We start from the raw sequence: 14,928 nt of genomic DNA, 5'->3' as shown, positions 1-14,928 counted from the left end.
TTGGTCAAGTGCTAATTCTATTTGTGGTTGATTGATTTTAGAACTTCTTCAATTATTTGTGTGTCTAAGTCTGGAACAAATTTTCTGGCGAATAACAAGTCCGAATCCATAATTTGGGAGTGATTTTTCATAGTTAGGTTAGTGGGTTTGTGTGATGTCCAATCCCAAATGATTAGCCTTTGATTTGCTTCGCGTGATGGCCCATCTTCATATCTTTCCTTATCGTCATATTTATTAAAATAAAGTCGTTTTTTGAAATTTGAGTTTTCAACAATAGTTTGAAGGAATAATTCATCTCCATTGGCGGTGAAATTAAAAGTCTTTTGAATCCACGGTTTCTTGCTGATGACATACCGAGCTAAGTCATCAGTTATACTAAACCAGTTAGAACCCATCTGGAATTTAACTGAGGACTTTCTGATCCTATTTATTCCAACTATTTTTTGAAGCTTAACTATTAGCTTTTGAGCAATATATAAAGTTTTATTATATCTCAAATCAGATTTTTGAAATAAATAATAATATTTTACTCTCTCGAGTTTATCAGGAAGAACGTTTTTAGCTTGAAAATTAATAAATTCTTTTCCATTGTTTTTTTTGAAAAATTCGTGTATATAGTCTTGACTTTTTATCGGAAGATCTGCACCAGATAATAAGTGATAATAATCATAATGATTGTTCTTTATGGCTGCTTCTAATAAATTCAGTTCGCTGGTGATTTGTGAGTAGCGTCCCCAAAACACTTCAACATTGTCGACAAATGTGAGATTAGATAAATGAATATTTTTAGCTAATTTTTTTCTATCAACATTACTAGCCTTCTTGTCTATATGCAAAAAAATATCATTTCTACTGTCGTCAATAGCTGCCAATAATTTTTCGACAAATTCAAAGTTGTTGTATGCTTGTATTAAATATGCATGTTTGCCCATTTTTATCCCCTTATTAAAGCTTTGTGATTGTATTATAAACATACCATTTTTTAAGCCAGTTTTTAAGCTAAAATTATAAGTCTACTAAAATTCTAGCTAATATTGTAAACTCGGGCATATAAGTAAGTTAGTTAAAATTTTAAATGTTTTTTGTGGTTCCCACCGTGGTTCTCATGAATGTAAAATAAATAAAAAACATAAAATTCTGAAAGCTGAAATATCAGTGTTAAACAAGCATTCTGCAATAAGTAAAAATTATGAATTCTGGTTATAAACAAGAACAACATGTTCGCCTTACTTGGCAAGCCTGGTTACGAAGAATTAACTAAGAAGTTAACCGCACGTCTTAGTGACTAAGGTGCTAGCACTTTAGAAATTAAGATGGAAGCTCCTAAAACAAACAACTATCAGCTGGCTGATAGGCTGCTTGTTTTGGGGGCTTTTTGCTTGTCTTTCTGACGCTGTGTTCGTAGCTGTTATTGAGCGTCGTCGCTAATCTAAAATTTATGAATCACAACGTTGTTGGCGAAATGAATCGCTACGTCCGCAAGATGACCCTAATTTAACATGGTGACGCTCGTAATTTTTGACCGCACTGGTCGCACTAACTTTGAATGACATCACGCAATGAAAAATCTGCCGACCTATCTTAATCGTGAGTGGTTGGCATGTGATTTAACAGCAGACGGGTTATAATAGATTAGGTGTTAAAGGACAAATATAGTCATGCATGGTAGTTGCTCGCAACGATGTGTGATGTACGTGAGGAGTTTGAGATGCGTAAATTAAACATTATCGAAAGTATCATTATTGTTCTCGGGTTACTAGTCTTTTGGCTGGGGAGTGAAGTGACAGTAATCAGGCAACAATTGCCATGGTTGCAATTTGCAGGGCTGATTGTCGTATTTGTGACTGGTTTAGCGGATGCGATTTACCGCGTGGTCACGAAGCGGTCCTTTTTTAAGTAGGAATCCTGCTGATTGAAGTTGGAGTCATTAGGTGTAATTTAATACGATGAAGCGTCCGTTACTGGCAGTCAGTGTGCCTAGTAATGGACGCTTTTTAGTTCATGCCTTGAATGTGTGGGGTGCTTGGATTTATCTCTGCTGACGGTTAAGTCGTGATTGCCGTCATAAAATAAGTTCGAAATAGAAAAAATTTTATTGTAAAAATCAGCAAAATGGGTGATATTTTACAAATTGTAACTACCAAGTAGGCGGTTTATTAGGATTTAGGATGATTATAATTTTAATTATGAATGATGACCACAGGTATTCAATAACACTTTACATCATTCACCAAAAATCGCAATGTTATTAATGAGGAAATACATTGTGGGGAATGTAGTTAATAAAATAGTGGAGGTACATATATGAGCTTTTTAGAATTACACGATATTCGTAAGGCCTATACCTTAAATCACCAAGAGAATGTCATCTTGAAGGGCATTAATCTAAACTTCGAACGGGGGGAGTTTATTTCCATTCTTGGGGAGTCTGGTGGTGGTAAGTCAACGTTAATGAATATTATTGGTGGCTTGGATCATCATTATGATGGAGATGTCTTGTTAGACGGCCAATCCTTGCGTTCAATGAATGTGCGGCAAATGGACCGGTATCGTCGGGAGACAATCGGGTTTATCTTTCAGAACTTTAACTTGGTAAGTTACCTAACTGTCTTGGATAACGTCATGCTTTCATTAAAGATGACTAAGACGTCCCATGCGCAACAAGTCCAGCAAGCACAGGACCTACTCAAGCGGGTGGGACTTGAGCAGCAGACGCACCAGTATCCAAATGAACTATCCGGTGGTCAAAAGCAACGGGTCGCCATCGCTCGCGCACTAGCCAGTGACCCCGATATTATTATCGCAGATGAGCCGACCGGGGCGTTGGATAGTGAAAATACCCAAGAAGTAATGGATATTTTATACTCAATCGCTGCGGAAGGTAAACTTGTGATCACCGTGACCCATTCGCAGGAAGTGGCTGACTACGGGACGCGGATCGTTCATTTGGATGACGGCCAGATTCATGACGAATTAGTGATCGGGGCGCCTTTCGACGTGGTCGATAAGCAACCGACGCGTTACCGAACACTTGGCTTTCGGCAGATGTTCCGGATGTCCATGCAACATATGCGTCGAATGTGGCTTCGTTACCTGCTGATTATCTTTGGATCGTCGATCGGTATCAGTAGTATCGTCGTAATGCTGGGCTTGGGATCAGGGATTCAAAATTATATGAATCACCAGATTACGTCTCAAGTTAATCCAACCGCTGTCCAAGTATCGAAGAAGACGGGGAAAGTCAGCACGGCTGCGCGTAAAAAAGCAACCAGTGCAGCAGCTTACAAAGCAGCGGTTAACCAAGAACAAGTCACAGCCGCGAAGAATGCCGAAGTGACGACTGCAAACGTCAAACAATTAGCGGCTATCAAACATGTTAAGTCTGCTAAGCTGGGCTATTACACGAGCACACAAGCGAGTTATAAAAAAACAACCGTGACGGCCAGTCTCCAGACGGATAACCCCACAATTTTGAGTAAGACAATTAAGGACGGTTCACGTCCTGAAAATGGTCAAGTTTTGATTGGTCGTAAGTTAGCTAAGAAGATGGTGGGTAAGAAAAATTATCAACAAGCGCTCAATAAGAAGTTGACCGTTAAATTGGCAACGGTTAATCGCAAGAATCAGTCCGTAACGGTCAGTCAGACGCTGACCGTCAGCGGAATTACGGGTAGCGATGATACTAGCGTCGTGGTCTTACCACAAACCGTCAAAAAGATGTTAACTGCTAAGAATGTGGCTTATCGACCAAATTTTGCCATTGTTCAAATAGATAAATTGGCGAATGTTAAGCAAGTCGAACACCAAATCAAGGCAATCAAGGGAACGAATAAGAAGCAACAGTATAACTATACCGGAATCGGTGATTTAATTGATTCATTGAATACCTATATTCGTTTAGCCACTAACGTATTGACCGGGGTGGCTGGTATTGCGTTATTAGTCTCAGCAATTATGATCATTGTTGTCCTGTACGTCAGCGTTTCTGAACGGACTCGTGAAATTGGGGTTTTGCGCGCACTTGGCGCCCGCAAACGCGATATTAGTCATTTGTTCTTTGCTGAGGCCTTAACTATCGGGGTATTAGCCGCCGTTATGGGGTTACTGTTTGGAGAAGGTTGGCAATTCTTAGGCAATATGGCCATCTATAGCTTAATTAAGTATCCAATCGTTCGAATCTCCGGGGCAGCAATGCTGGGCGGCATTACAGTCAGTGTTGTCATCAGTTTATTGGCTGCTTTGGCACCGGCACATATGGCGGCACGGTTGGATCCAGTCGAGAGTTTATCACATGAATAAAAGCGGGGGCGTAGCAAATGTATTTCTTTATTACGAGCAAAATTGATTCGACGCCATCAGCTATTGAGTTAGCCATGATTCAGCGTCAAAAATTATTCACAAAGCACCGGGTACCTGCGTTGATCGTGACCCGTAACTTTGTACGCGATTTACATCATAATATGCAACTCATTGGGTATGATGATGAGTTCCAGGTCAATATGTATGATTATTTTCAAGGCACTACGAATTACGAAGGCGAACCGTTAACTGCGGCCAATTATCCACGGGTGACGGGTGAAACGCTGGAACGGGTCAGCGCTAATGAATTTGACGTCATTCAACGGGAACAACGGCAAAAAGCACTGATGTTAAATGCGCAGGGGAATATTGATTACGTCGATATTCTCAATCCACAGGGCGCGGTCAGCCGTCGAGACTATTATGATACGCGGGGCTTCTTAACGGTGGCCCAGTACTTTGATGACAAGCAGAATATTGTGTTAGAGCAACACTGTAATTTACAACAACAGCCTGTCTTAGAGACGTTTTTCCGGCCAAATGAGAAGCAACAACCAGTTGCCACTCATCAACGGCTGTTAAACTATCACGGGCATAATTACGAATTTGAGGACTGGGATCAGCTGACTGCCTTTTTCTTAGACGCGTTAAATACTGAGTATGGCGGTCACGGAACCATGATCGTGGATCGTAGTGATGCTGGAATGAATCCGATTGTTAAAATGTCCACAGCAGCGCGCAAGTATGAGTTCTTACACAGTAATTTCACGCTGGACCCACTTGACGTTGTGAACTCACCAATTGTGCCGTACACTCAAATCGGGTTAGATCACGCCAGTCAAATGGCTGGTTTGATCATGTCCACGCAAGAAGAGTGTGATGATATGACGAACCACATTCATAATGTGATTCCAACTTTAGCGATTCCAGTTGGTAGTGTAAGTGACGAACAATTAGCAGCTCGTCCGGTTGACTTTAAGGATCGGATTGAGGGCAAGGTGATTGCCGTTGCTCGCTTATCGGCAGAGAAAAATTTGGAACAATTGATTAAGGCGGTCGCCTATGTTCATGAAAAACAGTCGAATGTGACCTTAGATATTTATGGTTATGGTGATTCATGGACTGGATTTAAAGAAGAAAATCGGTTGCGAGCCTTGGTCAGTTCGCAACGTTGGCAGTCATTTATCACGTTTAAGGGCTTTGAGCGCGATTTGACACCGGTCTATAACCAAGCACAACTGATGGTCCTTACTAGCCAATATGAGGGCTTTAACTTAGGTATTTTAGAAGGGTTAAGTCATGGCGTTCCGGTGGTTGCCTATGACATTAAGTATGGTCCGGCAACGATGATTACGGATGGTGAAAATGGGCGATTGATCACCCCCAATAATTTAGTTGAATTGGGCAAGGTGATTTTAACGCTCTTACAACACCCTAAACAGTTGGCGAAGATGAGTGAACGGGCATATGGCAACAGTAGCCGTTTTTCTGAGGCTATGATTTGGCAACGGTGGAATGATCATGTCATTCAGCCTGATATTCAAGCAATGAGGGGAGTTACAACCAATGGAAACGCATATCACGTCATCGGCTAAACAACCACATGCCAAGTATGGGACCCGTGATTTATTGAGATTGATCATGACCCATGCTCACCCGAAGAAGGGACTCTTTGTGATTGGAATCCTGTTGTCGTTTGTCGCAACGATTTGTAGTCTTGGCATTACGTTGATGTTGAAGGAGTTTATCGACGCCTTTAACCATGGTACTTCGGGTCAACTGTTGCTTCGGTTAGGCGCTGTGATTGTCGTGCAGCTATTTGCAAGTGTTGCGTCGAGTTTTCTACTTAGTTATACGGGGGTCGACGCCGTTTCGACGTTGCGGAGCGCGTTATGGCAACATATCGTGGACTTGCCGATTCCGTATTTTGACCATAACCGGACGGGGGAACTGTCTAGTCGGGTAGTTAACGATACATCGACGATTTTTGAATTGATTTCAAGTCAGTTTTCGAATGCCATTAATGGGATCATCTCAATTGTGGGTTCCTTGACGTTAATGCTGTTATTAAACTTCCGCTTAACGATTATTATTTTAATTGTGGTTCCATTGATGGCCGTGATCATTGTGCCAATGGGTCAAGTGTTAGCGCGGATCTCCAAAGCGATTCAAAAAGAAACGGCCAACTTAAATAGTGCAGCAGTACAAATGATTGGTCAAAATCGGTTAGTGAAAGCAATGGTTGCTGAAAAGGCACTGAAAAAACAGGGAAAAGATCAAGTTGATCGGATCAAAGGCTTCAGTGTCCGTCAAATCAAGCTGATCTCGGTGCTTAATCCAGTGCTAAACATCATGTTACTGGCCGCAATTTTCATTATCATTGTTTATGGTGGGATCTTGGTACAAACGAACGCGTTGACAATTGGAAGTTTAGTAGCTTTCTTAATGTATGCCGTTCAAATGATTTCACCACTGAGTAGCGTAACTGGCTTAGTGACTGCCTTGCAACAAACGGTCGGGGCAACTGAGCGAATCGACAACATTTTAGATAGTCCGGAAGAAGATAAGCGGTTGTCAGGCGAAACGCTGTCAACAATCGATACGGTCGACTTTGATCACGTCGATTTTGGCTACGAAAGTGATAAACCGGTGCTTAAGGACATTGATTTGACAATTCATCGCGGTGAGCGGATTGCCTTGATTGGTGAGAGTGGTAGCGGGAAAACGACCTTAGTTTCGCTCTTAGAGGCTTACTATACGCCAACTCGTGGTGAGCTGGACGTGAATGGCGAGACAATGGCCAGTTATACGATTCCCTCGATTCGTAATCAGATCGGCTACGTGAGTCAAGAAGTAGACTTGATGCCCGGGACGATTCGCGATAATCTCCTGTTAGGTTCGACGGAACCGGTCTCTGATGAACAATTGAGTGCGTTGTTGACACAAGTCGGCTTAGCGGACTGGCTAGCTGAACTGTCAGCTGGTCTTGATACGGACGTCGGTGAACGGGGCTTGAATGTTTCTGGTGGACAGCGGCAACGTTTGGCCATCGTCCGGGCACTCGTCCGCCACCCGTCGTTATTGATTTTAGACGAAGCGACGGCTAGTCTTGATAATCAGAACCAAGAACGGGTGACCCAGCTCTTGGCGACGTTACCAGCTGACCTGACGACTATTACGATTGTCCATCGGTTAAACCAGATCGAAGCTTATCCGCGAATTCTCTTCATGGAGGATGGTCAGATTACGGGTGATGGCAATCATGAGTCCTTATTAGCAACCCATGAACGTTATCGTGACTTTTATCGGCTGCAGTATCAACACGGTTAAAAAGGCCTTAGTGAAATATTGTTTGATTATTAAAATTAGTAAGTGGTTATTGCTGAGTGTTGGCAATAGCCACTTTTTTGATCCCAAAATATGTATTCAACTGGATAACGTGGGTTAAGGCATGAAATAAAACCGCCGTAAAAAATATAAAAAGTATTAATAATTTTAATAATAAGTCGAAAAAAGCGATATTTATAATTATTTTTTAGGGAATAAATTTCCCGATGGTATGGTTCATAATTCGGAAAAAAAGAGGGGATGTCGCACCAAGTAACTACGCTGAAATGCTGATATTATCAGGGGTTTAAACGCTTTCTACTGGCATAGTTAACTGGTGATAAATATAAATAATATTGATATTGGACACAAATTTTGACCGTTAATGAAACGCGTAAGTTGTCCATAGTATACACATTTACTGATTGAATATGATACTGCCCTGTATTTATTCAAATATTAGTAATTTTATTGACGATTGTGGGGCGAATTAGTTAATATTTAAATCGTAAACGAGGTTACTTGTTTCACGTTCGCATTAGTAATCAATATTAGTTATTTAACAGACTAAATTAAATTAATGATTATTGAGCTGCTAATTTGTGAACAATTTGTAAATTTTCTAAGGAGGATATTAACATGAGTTTCTTCAGTGATTTACATCTCTTACCAGGGACCCACACATCATCACATACTAGTTATGTCAGCAACCAACCACTTGGTACTTTCTATCAGTTTGTGTTGAACGTGATTGCCGCAATCAAAGGTTAAGCGTTGCTAGAGACGGGTGTTAGGGAATTCAATGATTAATTAGTTGAATTTTCTAACCGTTTAATCAAGTTTGTCGGAATTTAATTTGTTTTCCAAACTCTCAAGTCTTGCCATACAAGTGGCTAGGCTTGGGGATTTAACCATTAACTAACTTAAAAGGAGGAGTTATTCATGAGTTTCTTTACTGATTTGCACTTCTTACCGGGAACCCACACGTCATCATACACATCAAGTGTTTCAAATGACATCTTCGGTGGCTTCCACAGCTTCATCTTAAACTTGATTCCTGCAATCAAGAGTTTGTTCAGCAAATAATCATAGTTAATTTTATAGGAGGATTTCAACATGAGTTTCTTTAACGATTTCCACGTATTACCAGGTACGCATACGTCATCATACACATCAAGTGTTTCAAACGATATCTTCGGTGGTTTCCACAGCTTCGTCTTGAACTTGATTGCTGCATTCAAAAAGTAATTTAGTCAAACAATCATAGGAGGATTTACATTATGAGTTTCTTTAACGATTTCCACGTATTACCAGGTACACATACGTCATCATACACATCAAGTGTTTCAAACGATATCTTTGGTGGCTTCCACAGCTTCGTCTTGAACTTGATCGCTGCATTCAAAAAGTAATTTAGTCAAACAATTATAGGAGGATTTACATTATGAGTTTCTTTAACGATTTCCACGTATTACCAGGTACGCATACGTCATCATACACATCAAGTGTTTCAAACGACATCTTCGGTGGTTTCCATAGCTTCGTCTTGAACTTGATTGCTGCATTCAAAAAGTAATTTAGTCAAACAATCATAGGAGGATTTACATTATGAGTTTCTTTAACGATTTCCATGTATTACCAGGTACGCATACGTCATCATACACATCAAGTGTTTCAAACGACATCTTCGGTGGTTTCCATAGCTTTATCTTAAACTTGATTCCTGCAATCAAGAGCTTATTCAGCAAGTAATCACAACTAATCTTTTAGGAGGATTTATATTATGAGTTTCTTTAACGATTTCCACGTATTACCAGGTACGCATACGTCATCATACACATCAAGTGTTTCAAATGATATCTTTGGTGGCTTGCACAGCTTCATCTTGAACGTTATTAAAGCGATCAAGGGATAATCTATTTCGATAAACTAATTAATTAATATATTAATTAATGTCTTGATATTATTTAGATAATGAGGGAGGATATACATTATGAGTTTCTTTTCAGATTTACACTTTTTACCAGGTACGCATACTTCATCACACACCAGCTACGTTAGCAACCAACCACTTGGTACTTTCTACCAATTCGTATTGAACGTAATTGCTGCATTCAAAGGCTAATTAATTAACAATTAAAGGGGATTAATCTCATGAGTTTTTTCAATGATTTTCATATTTTACCAGGTACACACACATCATCATATACATCAAGTGTTTCCAACGACATCTTTGGTGGATTACACAGTTTTATCTTAAACGTTATTGCCGCATTCAAGGGCTAATTCGTTAAATATAACTGAAATGCCAACAAAATCGTTATGGTGTTATTAAGCACGACACGATAAGCACGACTAAGATGATGGGCTGGCAAGCGATTTGTCGCCCATCATTTTACATAAATGCAGAAAATCGTGGGTGCTCGGGGAGGATTCCATATGTCAAAAGATAATCAAAAAATGACCGGTGATTCGGTTTATCGGGTAAAGATGTATAAAGATGGCAAACGTTGGGTTTATGCCGGCGCAACCACGTTAGCTTTGGCTGCAGGTTTAGTATTTGCCAACGTTAATGCTTCTGCTGATACTGCTGCTAGCTCAGACGCAACCACGGAACAAGTTTCTAGTGCTGCCAGTTCTGCTGCAACTAGTTCAACGGCGACTTCATCAGCTGCTACGGATGCCAGTTCTGCATCTTCAACTGCAACTTCAACGTCAAGTACGGCTAGCTCAACTGCTACTACTTCAAGTAGTGCTGCCAGCTCGACTGCTTCTTCAGCTGCTACGTCAACAACGAGTGCGGCTAGTTCTTCAGCTGCAACTGTCAGTGCGACTACACCAGCAAGCAGTGATGCGACATCGACTTCAACGGCAACTGTTGCAGCAACGGCTGCTAAGGCATCAGTTGCAACACCAGCTTCTGCTGCAGCAACGGCAACCACGACTGCTACGACCACGGCTGCGACTACAGCCCCAACAGTAACGGCACCAGCTTCTGAAGCTGCTAATCAAACTGCTGCTGGCTCAGTTGACGCTGGAACATTGACGAGTGCTACTCAGTCGGGTGGTTCGGGCAACTTACAAGACCAAGCACAATACATTCAGGAAAATGTTGATGGCACGAACATCAAAGTTACTGCCGGGCATACGTACGCAGTTGCCATCCGGTTAACCAAGAGCCAAGCGCTTGATTGGGCTAATGCTTCTGGTCAAGTTTCAATTGCGCCAAATGGTTCCAACAGTAATGGCACTTGGACTGCCGTTGAATACGCAACTGAATCCGGTAAGGAATACAGTTACGCAGCTGGTGCTTCAACTGCCACTGTGGACATCACGAAGCTAACTGATGCTGATAGTTATGTCACTGTTCTCTATACTTTCAAAGCTAACGACGACGCGACGACGGGTAGCCGGGCTGCATATTTGGAATTTACAGGGACTACCTCAGTTAATAAGTTATCAACTAATACTAACAACACTGATGCCAATCAGCAGATTGAGGCTTGGAGCTATGCAACCCAAGTAATGGATACTTCTGTTGCCGCTGGTACGGTCGTTGTCCATTACGTTGATGAAAACGGCAATAAGATTGCGGATGACACGACTGTTCAAGGCGATGTTGACAATACTTACACCGTTACACCTGCTACTTTCAGTAATTACACGTTAGATACGACTAAGTCCAGTGCTTTGACTGGAACAGTTGCCGCTGACACCACTGATTCTGATGGTAATGTGACGGCTGCTGGTACTGAATTGACGTTAGTCTACTCACAAAATACCGAAGCTTCAAACTTGACTGTTAACTACGTTGATGCTGATGGCAATACGATCTTACCTTCTAAGACTTATACAGAAGGTGCTGATGGTACTGCAGCTGAAGTTGGCGGTGCTTACAGTGTAAATGCCGCTTCGATTGACGGTTATACCTTAACGGGTGATGCAACCCAAACTGGGACTTTTGTTTCTGGTGGTAACACGGTTACCTTCACTTATACGAAGGATGCAGCCCCAGTTGAACAATCAACGGTTACGGTAAACTACGTTGATGCTGATGGTAACACGATCAAGGCCGCTACGACCCAAACTTTGGATAACGGTTCAACTTATACGGTTGAAACGCCAACGATTGATGGTTACACTTACAAGTCAGCTGATGCCGCTTTGACTGGTACGGTTGATGGCAATAAGACGATTACCTTAACTTATACCAAGAATGCCACCCCAGTTGAACAATCAACGGTTACGGTAAACTACGTTGATGCTGATGGTAACACGATCAAGGCCGCTACGACCCAAACTTTGGATAACGGCTCAACTTATACGGTTGAAACGCCAACGATCGATGGTTACACTTACAAGTCAGCTGATGCCGCTTTGACTGGTACGGTTGATGGTAATAAGACGATTACCTTAACTTACACCAAGGATTCAACGACACCAGTTGAAAATAAAGCTAACTTGACGATCAATTATGTTGACGCTGATGGTAACACCATCAAAGCATCCAGCGTAACTGAATATATCGTTGGTCAAGCTTACACGGTTGGTCAACCAGAAATTGCTGGTTACAGTTACAACCACTCAACTGGTGATGCTATTGCCGGGACAATTGGTTATAACGGTAACACCGTGACCTTAGTATATACGAAGAATGGTGGTACTACTACGGCACCAACTACGGCGCCAACAGTAGCGCCAACCACAGCACCAACAGTAGCTCCTACTACGGCACCGACTACGGCGCCAACAGTAGCACCAACCACAGCACCAACCACGGCACCAACGGTAGCACCTACGACTGCACCTGGCACTGGTGACAACGTCAACGGTGGCGGTACTGGTACAACTACAACTGCTCCTGTTACGACGCCAAGTGACGATACTGTTGATAATGGTAATGGTTCATCAAACAACGGTTCATCAACGACGACTTCAACGGCACCAGCAACCACGGTTTCTGATGATGAAGTAACGCCAACGACGACGGCTACTACTAACAATGGGACTAGTGGGGTTGTTCCTGCATCAGCCTCATTGAAGCCAGTAGTTACGACTAAGACGACGACTTCAGACGCAAAGACGTTACCACAAACGGATGAAGACGAAAACGGGACTGCCTTGGCTGTCTTGGGTCTTTCAACCTTATTGATGGGTTCAGCGCTATACTTTGGCGTTTCTCGTCGGAAGCATGAAGCATAATAATTAGAATAGCTTGATTATTTGCTGAACGGATAGAAAGGTCAGCGATGACCTTTCTACTCTTTGAGCAAACAATCAAGTTTATGGAGGAGTTGCATTATGAAGATGTTCAATAAAAAGCGCAGAGATAAGAATGAGGATTACCGTAATCATTCTGAGCGTGCAACGGCGACTTCAACCGTTGCTGCTCAAAAGCCAAAACCAAAGGCGACTCAAAGTAGTACGACCCCCAATGTGCGGTCATCTGCTGGTGTCCGGCCAACTAGTAGCAGCGTGACTGCTTCAACTAGTGCCCCAGTTAAGGGCCAAAACCGGGTCAACCAACGGCGTGCTACCCAAACAGCAGCCAAAAACAGTGTGGCCATTGAACGCGAAATGGCTGACTTAAACAAGCAATACCAAACTTTACGTGGGGAGCTTAAGGTCCAATTAGTTCAGGATCGTAAGCACGAAAAGCAACAGTATGAAACTTTAGTTGCCGAACAGTTAAACTTAGAACAACAGTTAAAGGACGCTAAGGTTACTCTGTCTAAACAGGACAAAGTCGTTAACACGAACGATAGCGAACGGCAGGGAATGGTCAAGACCATCAATGCTGCTCAAAAACGTTATGATGATGCTAAGAAAGCTCTTGCTAAGAGCGATCAAACCATCAAATCGTTGGAAAAGAAGATTACGCAGTCTGAACAATCATTAGCTGATTTGAAGCAAAATGAAGCTGATATGCGTAAAGCAATTCAGGGCGAACAGGATCTTAAGAAGTTATTCGTGTTGATGAAGCAACAGGAGAAGCAAGCACAGGATCTGTATCAAAAGAGTGACGCAATCAACAGTGAACTCGTGAAACTCCAGAAGCGTGAACAGACTGAAACCCGTGAACGTTCGCGGAAGGAACACGCGATTACGAGTGCGGAAAAAGACTTACATACCGCTCAAGATGCGTTAGTTGCTTATGATCGTAAGAAGAAGAGTGCTCAAGACGAACAAGAACGTTCACTCAACTTGATTAATCAGAAAATCAATCGATTACAACATGATTATGATCAAAATGCCACGATTGTTAAGGGGCTCCAACAAAAGATTGAAAGCATTGATGCCAAGTTAAAATCGGATTACGGGACGACTCACTTAGTATCGCCCGTCGAATTTGACCAGTCTGCAAAGTACTTCTTGTTCAGCACCGATCTGATTCAATCATTGTCTGGTGATGAAAAGGCTTCGATGGAAATGATCATGGGCTTATTGAAGAGTGAAGTTAAGGATAAAGCTAATGTTATTACGGTTAACTATAATGACAGCTTGCCAGAAATTTGGAACAGTTACCAATCAGCTGGCTTAGTTGATAAACGAACTGGCTTGTACAACATGTACTACACGATTCAGGCAAAGGTACCGGGTGCCGTTGCGAAGACTAAACCAGAATTACCTGATAATTCTGCATGGCAATATAAGCGCAATGCTGATAAGCAGATTGTGTCAATTGCCGATGACGGCGGTAACCCAATTATGACATTGAAGTACCGTAAGAATGGTGCCATTTGGTACATGACTTACTTCAATGGGTCATTAGCAACTCGTCGGGATGTGTACGATGCTGCCGGGTTCTTGTCAGTCACTCAGTACCTTGACCGGACGAATAACTCACAAGTGACACTAGAAAACTTCTATCGTCCAGACCACTCTTTAGCAATGGTCAAGCAATATGGTAGTAACCACGAATTATCAATTCAATTAGTGAACAAGGAAGAAGCCATCACGAATGTCTTCCATTCTGAAGCACAATTATTGAACTGGTGGTTGGCATCAGTCTTACAACAACAAAACAGTGTGTTGGTTATGGGAGTTAACGCCCCATTGTTCGACCAATGCTTACAAGCAACGAATGATAATTTCCATCTCTTACCAATCGTCTCTGCTGATGATTTGGATAATCAACACGTCCAAGATATTATCAACGGAAAGAGTAAGTTGTCGAGCTTAGTTGTAACGGATCGTGATGTTCAGACTGCGATTGAGAAACAAATGACACGTGATCTTGAAATCACCGTTATGCCAGCTGCAGAAGTCCGTGCGTAATCACGGGGTTGTTGATGATGCCTT

At 42.0% G+C, this 14,928-nt stretch carries 16 protein-coding genes and 1 pseudogene; 16 read left to right on the top strand and 1 reads right to left on the bottom strand.

Annotation, left to right across the window (positions count from 1 at the left end):
- Positions 1-17: 17 nt before the first annotated feature.
- A complete protein-coding gene (locus MZO41_RS14500; RefSeq protein ID WP_157697324.1) occupies positions 18-932 on the bottom strand; it encodes a beta-1,6-N-acetylglucosaminyltransferase in 915 nt (304 codons plus the stop codon).
- Between the two features lie 276 nt (positions 933-1,208).
- Here MZO41_RS14500 and MZO41_RS14495 point away from each other — a divergent pair.
- The 16 genes and pseudogenes from MZO41_RS14495 to MZO41_RS14455 all read left to right on the top strand — a co-directional run.
- A pseudogene (locus tag MZO41_RS14495) lies at positions 1,209-1,289 on the top strand (glucose-6-phosphate isomerase); the annotation flags it as partial.
- Between the two features lie 419 nt (positions 1,290-1,708).
- Complete coding sequence (locus MZO41_RS14490) at positions 1,709-1,900, top strand: hypothetical protein (protein WP_003646619.1); 192 nt, start codon at positions 1,709-1,711, stop codon at positions 1,898-1,900.
- 404 nt (positions 1,901-2,304) lie between these two features.
- Complete coding sequence (locus MZO41_RS14485) at positions 2,305-4,299, top strand: ABC transporter ATP-binding protein/permease (protein ID WP_003642761.1); 1,995 nt, start codon at positions 2,305-2,307, stop codon at positions 4,297-4,299.
- 17 nt (positions 4,300-4,316) lie between these two features.
- The gene (locus MZO41_RS14480; protein WP_003642762.1) at positions 4,317-5,894 is read left to right on the top strand and encodes a glycosyltransferase; all 1,578 of its coding nucleotides are present in this window, start codon (positions 4,317-4,319) and stop codon (positions 5,892-5,894) included.
- A complete protein-coding gene (locus MZO41_RS14475; RefSeq protein WP_003642763.1) occupies positions 5,866-7,629 on the top strand; it encodes an ABC transporter ATP-binding protein in 1,764 nt (587 codons plus the stop codon). Before MZO41_RS14480 ends, MZO41_RS14475 begins: the two co-directional genes overlap by 29 nt.
- A 636-nt stretch (positions 7,630-8,265) precedes the next feature.
- Positions 8,266-8,397, top strand: coding sequence for a hypothetical protein (locus MZO41_RS16895; RefSeq protein ID WP_003642764.1), 132 nt, complete (start codon positions 8,266-8,268; stop codon positions 8,395-8,397).
- A 171-nt stretch (positions 8,398-8,568) separates the two neighbouring features.
- A complete protein-coding gene (locus MZO41_RS14470) occupies positions 8,569-8,712 on the top strand; it encodes a hypothetical protein (protein WP_003639252.1) in 144 nt (47 codons plus the stop codon).
- Positions 8,713-8,742: 30 nt separating this feature from the next.
- Positions 8,743-8,874, top strand: a complete 132-nt coding sequence (locus MZO41_RS16890) for a hypothetical protein (RefSeq protein ID WP_011101806.1) — start codon at positions 8,743-8,745, stop codon at positions 8,872-8,874.
- A 32-nt stretch (positions 8,875-8,906) separates the two neighbouring features.
- Entirely contained in the window at positions 8,907-9,038 is a 132-nt protein-coding gene (locus MZO41_RS16885) for a hypothetical protein (protein WP_011101806.1), read from the top strand.
- A 32-nt stretch (positions 9,039-9,070) separates the two neighbouring features.
- Positions 9,071-9,202 (top strand): hypothetical protein, encoded by a 132-nt coding sequence (locus tag MZO41_RS16880; protein WP_011101806.1) that lies wholly within the window; start codon positions 9,071-9,073, stop codon positions 9,200-9,202.
- 32 nt (positions 9,203-9,234) lie between these two features.
- A complete protein-coding gene (locus MZO41_RS14465) occupies positions 9,235-9,378 on the top strand; it encodes a hypothetical protein (protein WP_011101805.1) in 144 nt (47 codons plus the stop codon).
- Positions 9,379-9,409: 31 nt separating this feature from the next.
- Positions 9,410-9,541 (top strand): hypothetical protein, encoded by a 132-nt coding sequence (locus MZO41_RS16875; RefSeq protein ID WP_003642766.1) that lies wholly within the window; start codon positions 9,410-9,412, stop codon positions 9,539-9,541.
- 78 nt (positions 9,542-9,619) lie between these two features.
- Positions 9,620-9,751 (top strand): hypothetical protein, encoded by a 132-nt coding sequence (locus MZO41_RS16870; protein WP_003642767.1) that lies wholly within the window; start codon positions 9,620-9,622, stop codon positions 9,749-9,751.
- Positions 9,752-9,780: 29 nt separating this feature from the next.
- Positions 9,781-9,912 carry a hypothetical protein gene (locus tag MZO41_RS16865; RefSeq protein WP_003642768.1) on the top strand — a complete coding sequence of 44 codons (132 nt, stop codon included), beginning with the start codon at positions 9,781-9,783 and terminating at the stop codon, positions 9,910-9,912.
- A 153-nt stretch (positions 9,913-10,065) separates the two neighbouring features.
- Positions 10,066-12,828 carry a MucBP domain-containing protein gene (locus MZO41_RS14460; protein ID WP_041161946.1) on the top strand — a complete coding sequence of 921 codons (2,763 nt, stop codon included), beginning with the start codon at positions 10,066-10,068 and terminating at the stop codon, positions 12,826-12,828.
- A gap of 99 nt (positions 12,829-12,927) precedes the next feature.
- Positions 12,928-14,904: a coiled-coil domain-containing protein gene (locus MZO41_RS14455; protein ID WP_013355761.1), complete on the top strand. Its 1,977-nt coding sequence runs from the start codon at positions 12,928-12,930 to the stop codon at positions 14,902-14,904.
- Positions 14,905-14,928 lie beyond the last annotated feature (24 nt).

Source organism: Lactiplantibacillus sp. C232 (assembly GCF_023806725.1).
GTDB lineage: Bacteria > Bacillota > Bacilli > Lactobacillales > Lactobacillaceae > Lactiplantibacillus > Lactiplantibacillus plantarum.
This window is presented reverse-complemented; position numbering and strand designations above follow the sequence as displayed.

Bases quoted from the DNA above. Each gene is read 5' to 3' on its own strand.
- MZO41_RS14500 (WP_157697324.1), bottom strand. From the start codon at position 932: ATGGGCAAACATGCATATTTAATACAAGCATACAACAACTTTGAATTT.
- MZO41_RS14490 (WP_003646619.1), top strand. From the start codon at position 1,709: ATGCGTAAATTAAACATTATCGAAAGTATCATTATTGTTCTCGGGTTA.
- MZO41_RS14485 (WP_003642761.1), top strand. From the start codon at position 2,305: ATGAGCTTTTTAGAATTACACGATATTCGTAAGGCCTATACCTTAAAT.
- MZO41_RS14480 (WP_003642762.1), top strand. From the start codon at position 4,317: ATGTATTTCTTTATTACGAGCAAAATTGATTCGACGCCATCAGCTATT.
- MZO41_RS14475 (WP_003642763.1), top strand. From the start codon at position 5,866: ATGGAAACGCATATCACGTCATCGGCTAAACAACCACATGCCAAGTAT.
- MZO41_RS16895 (WP_003642764.1), top strand. From the start codon at position 8,266: ATGAGTTTCTTCAGTGATTTACATCTCTTACCAGGGACCCACACATCA.
- MZO41_RS14470 (WP_003639252.1), top strand. From the start codon at position 8,569: ATGAGTTTCTTTACTGATTTGCACTTCTTACCGGGAACCCACACGTCA.
- MZO41_RS16890 (WP_011101806.1), top strand. From the start codon at position 8,743: ATGAGTTTCTTTAACGATTTCCACGTATTACCAGGTACGCATACGTCA.
- MZO41_RS16885 (WP_011101806.1), top strand. From the start codon at position 8,907: ATGAGTTTCTTTAACGATTTCCACGTATTACCAGGTACACATACGTCA.
- MZO41_RS16880 (WP_011101806.1), top strand. From the start codon at position 9,071: ATGAGTTTCTTTAACGATTTCCACGTATTACCAGGTACGCATACGTCA.
- MZO41_RS14465 (WP_011101805.1), top strand. From the start codon at position 9,235: ATGAGTTTCTTTAACGATTTCCATGTATTACCAGGTACGCATACGTCA.
- MZO41_RS16875 (WP_003642766.1), top strand. From the start codon at position 9,410: ATGAGTTTCTTTAACGATTTCCACGTATTACCAGGTACGCATACGTCA.
- MZO41_RS16870 (WP_003642767.1), top strand. From the start codon at position 9,620: ATGAGTTTCTTTTCAGATTTACACTTTTTACCAGGTACGCATACTTCA.
- MZO41_RS16865 (WP_003642768.1), top strand. From the start codon at position 9,781: ATGAGTTTTTTCAATGATTTTCATATTTTACCAGGTACACACACATCA.
- MZO41_RS14460 (WP_041161946.1), top strand. From the start codon at position 10,066: ATGTCAAAAGATAATCAAAAAATGACCGGTGATTCGGTTTATCGGGTA.
- MZO41_RS14455 (WP_013355761.1), top strand. From the start codon at position 12,928: ATGAAGATGTTCAATAAAAAGCGCAGAGATAAGAATGAGGATTACCGT.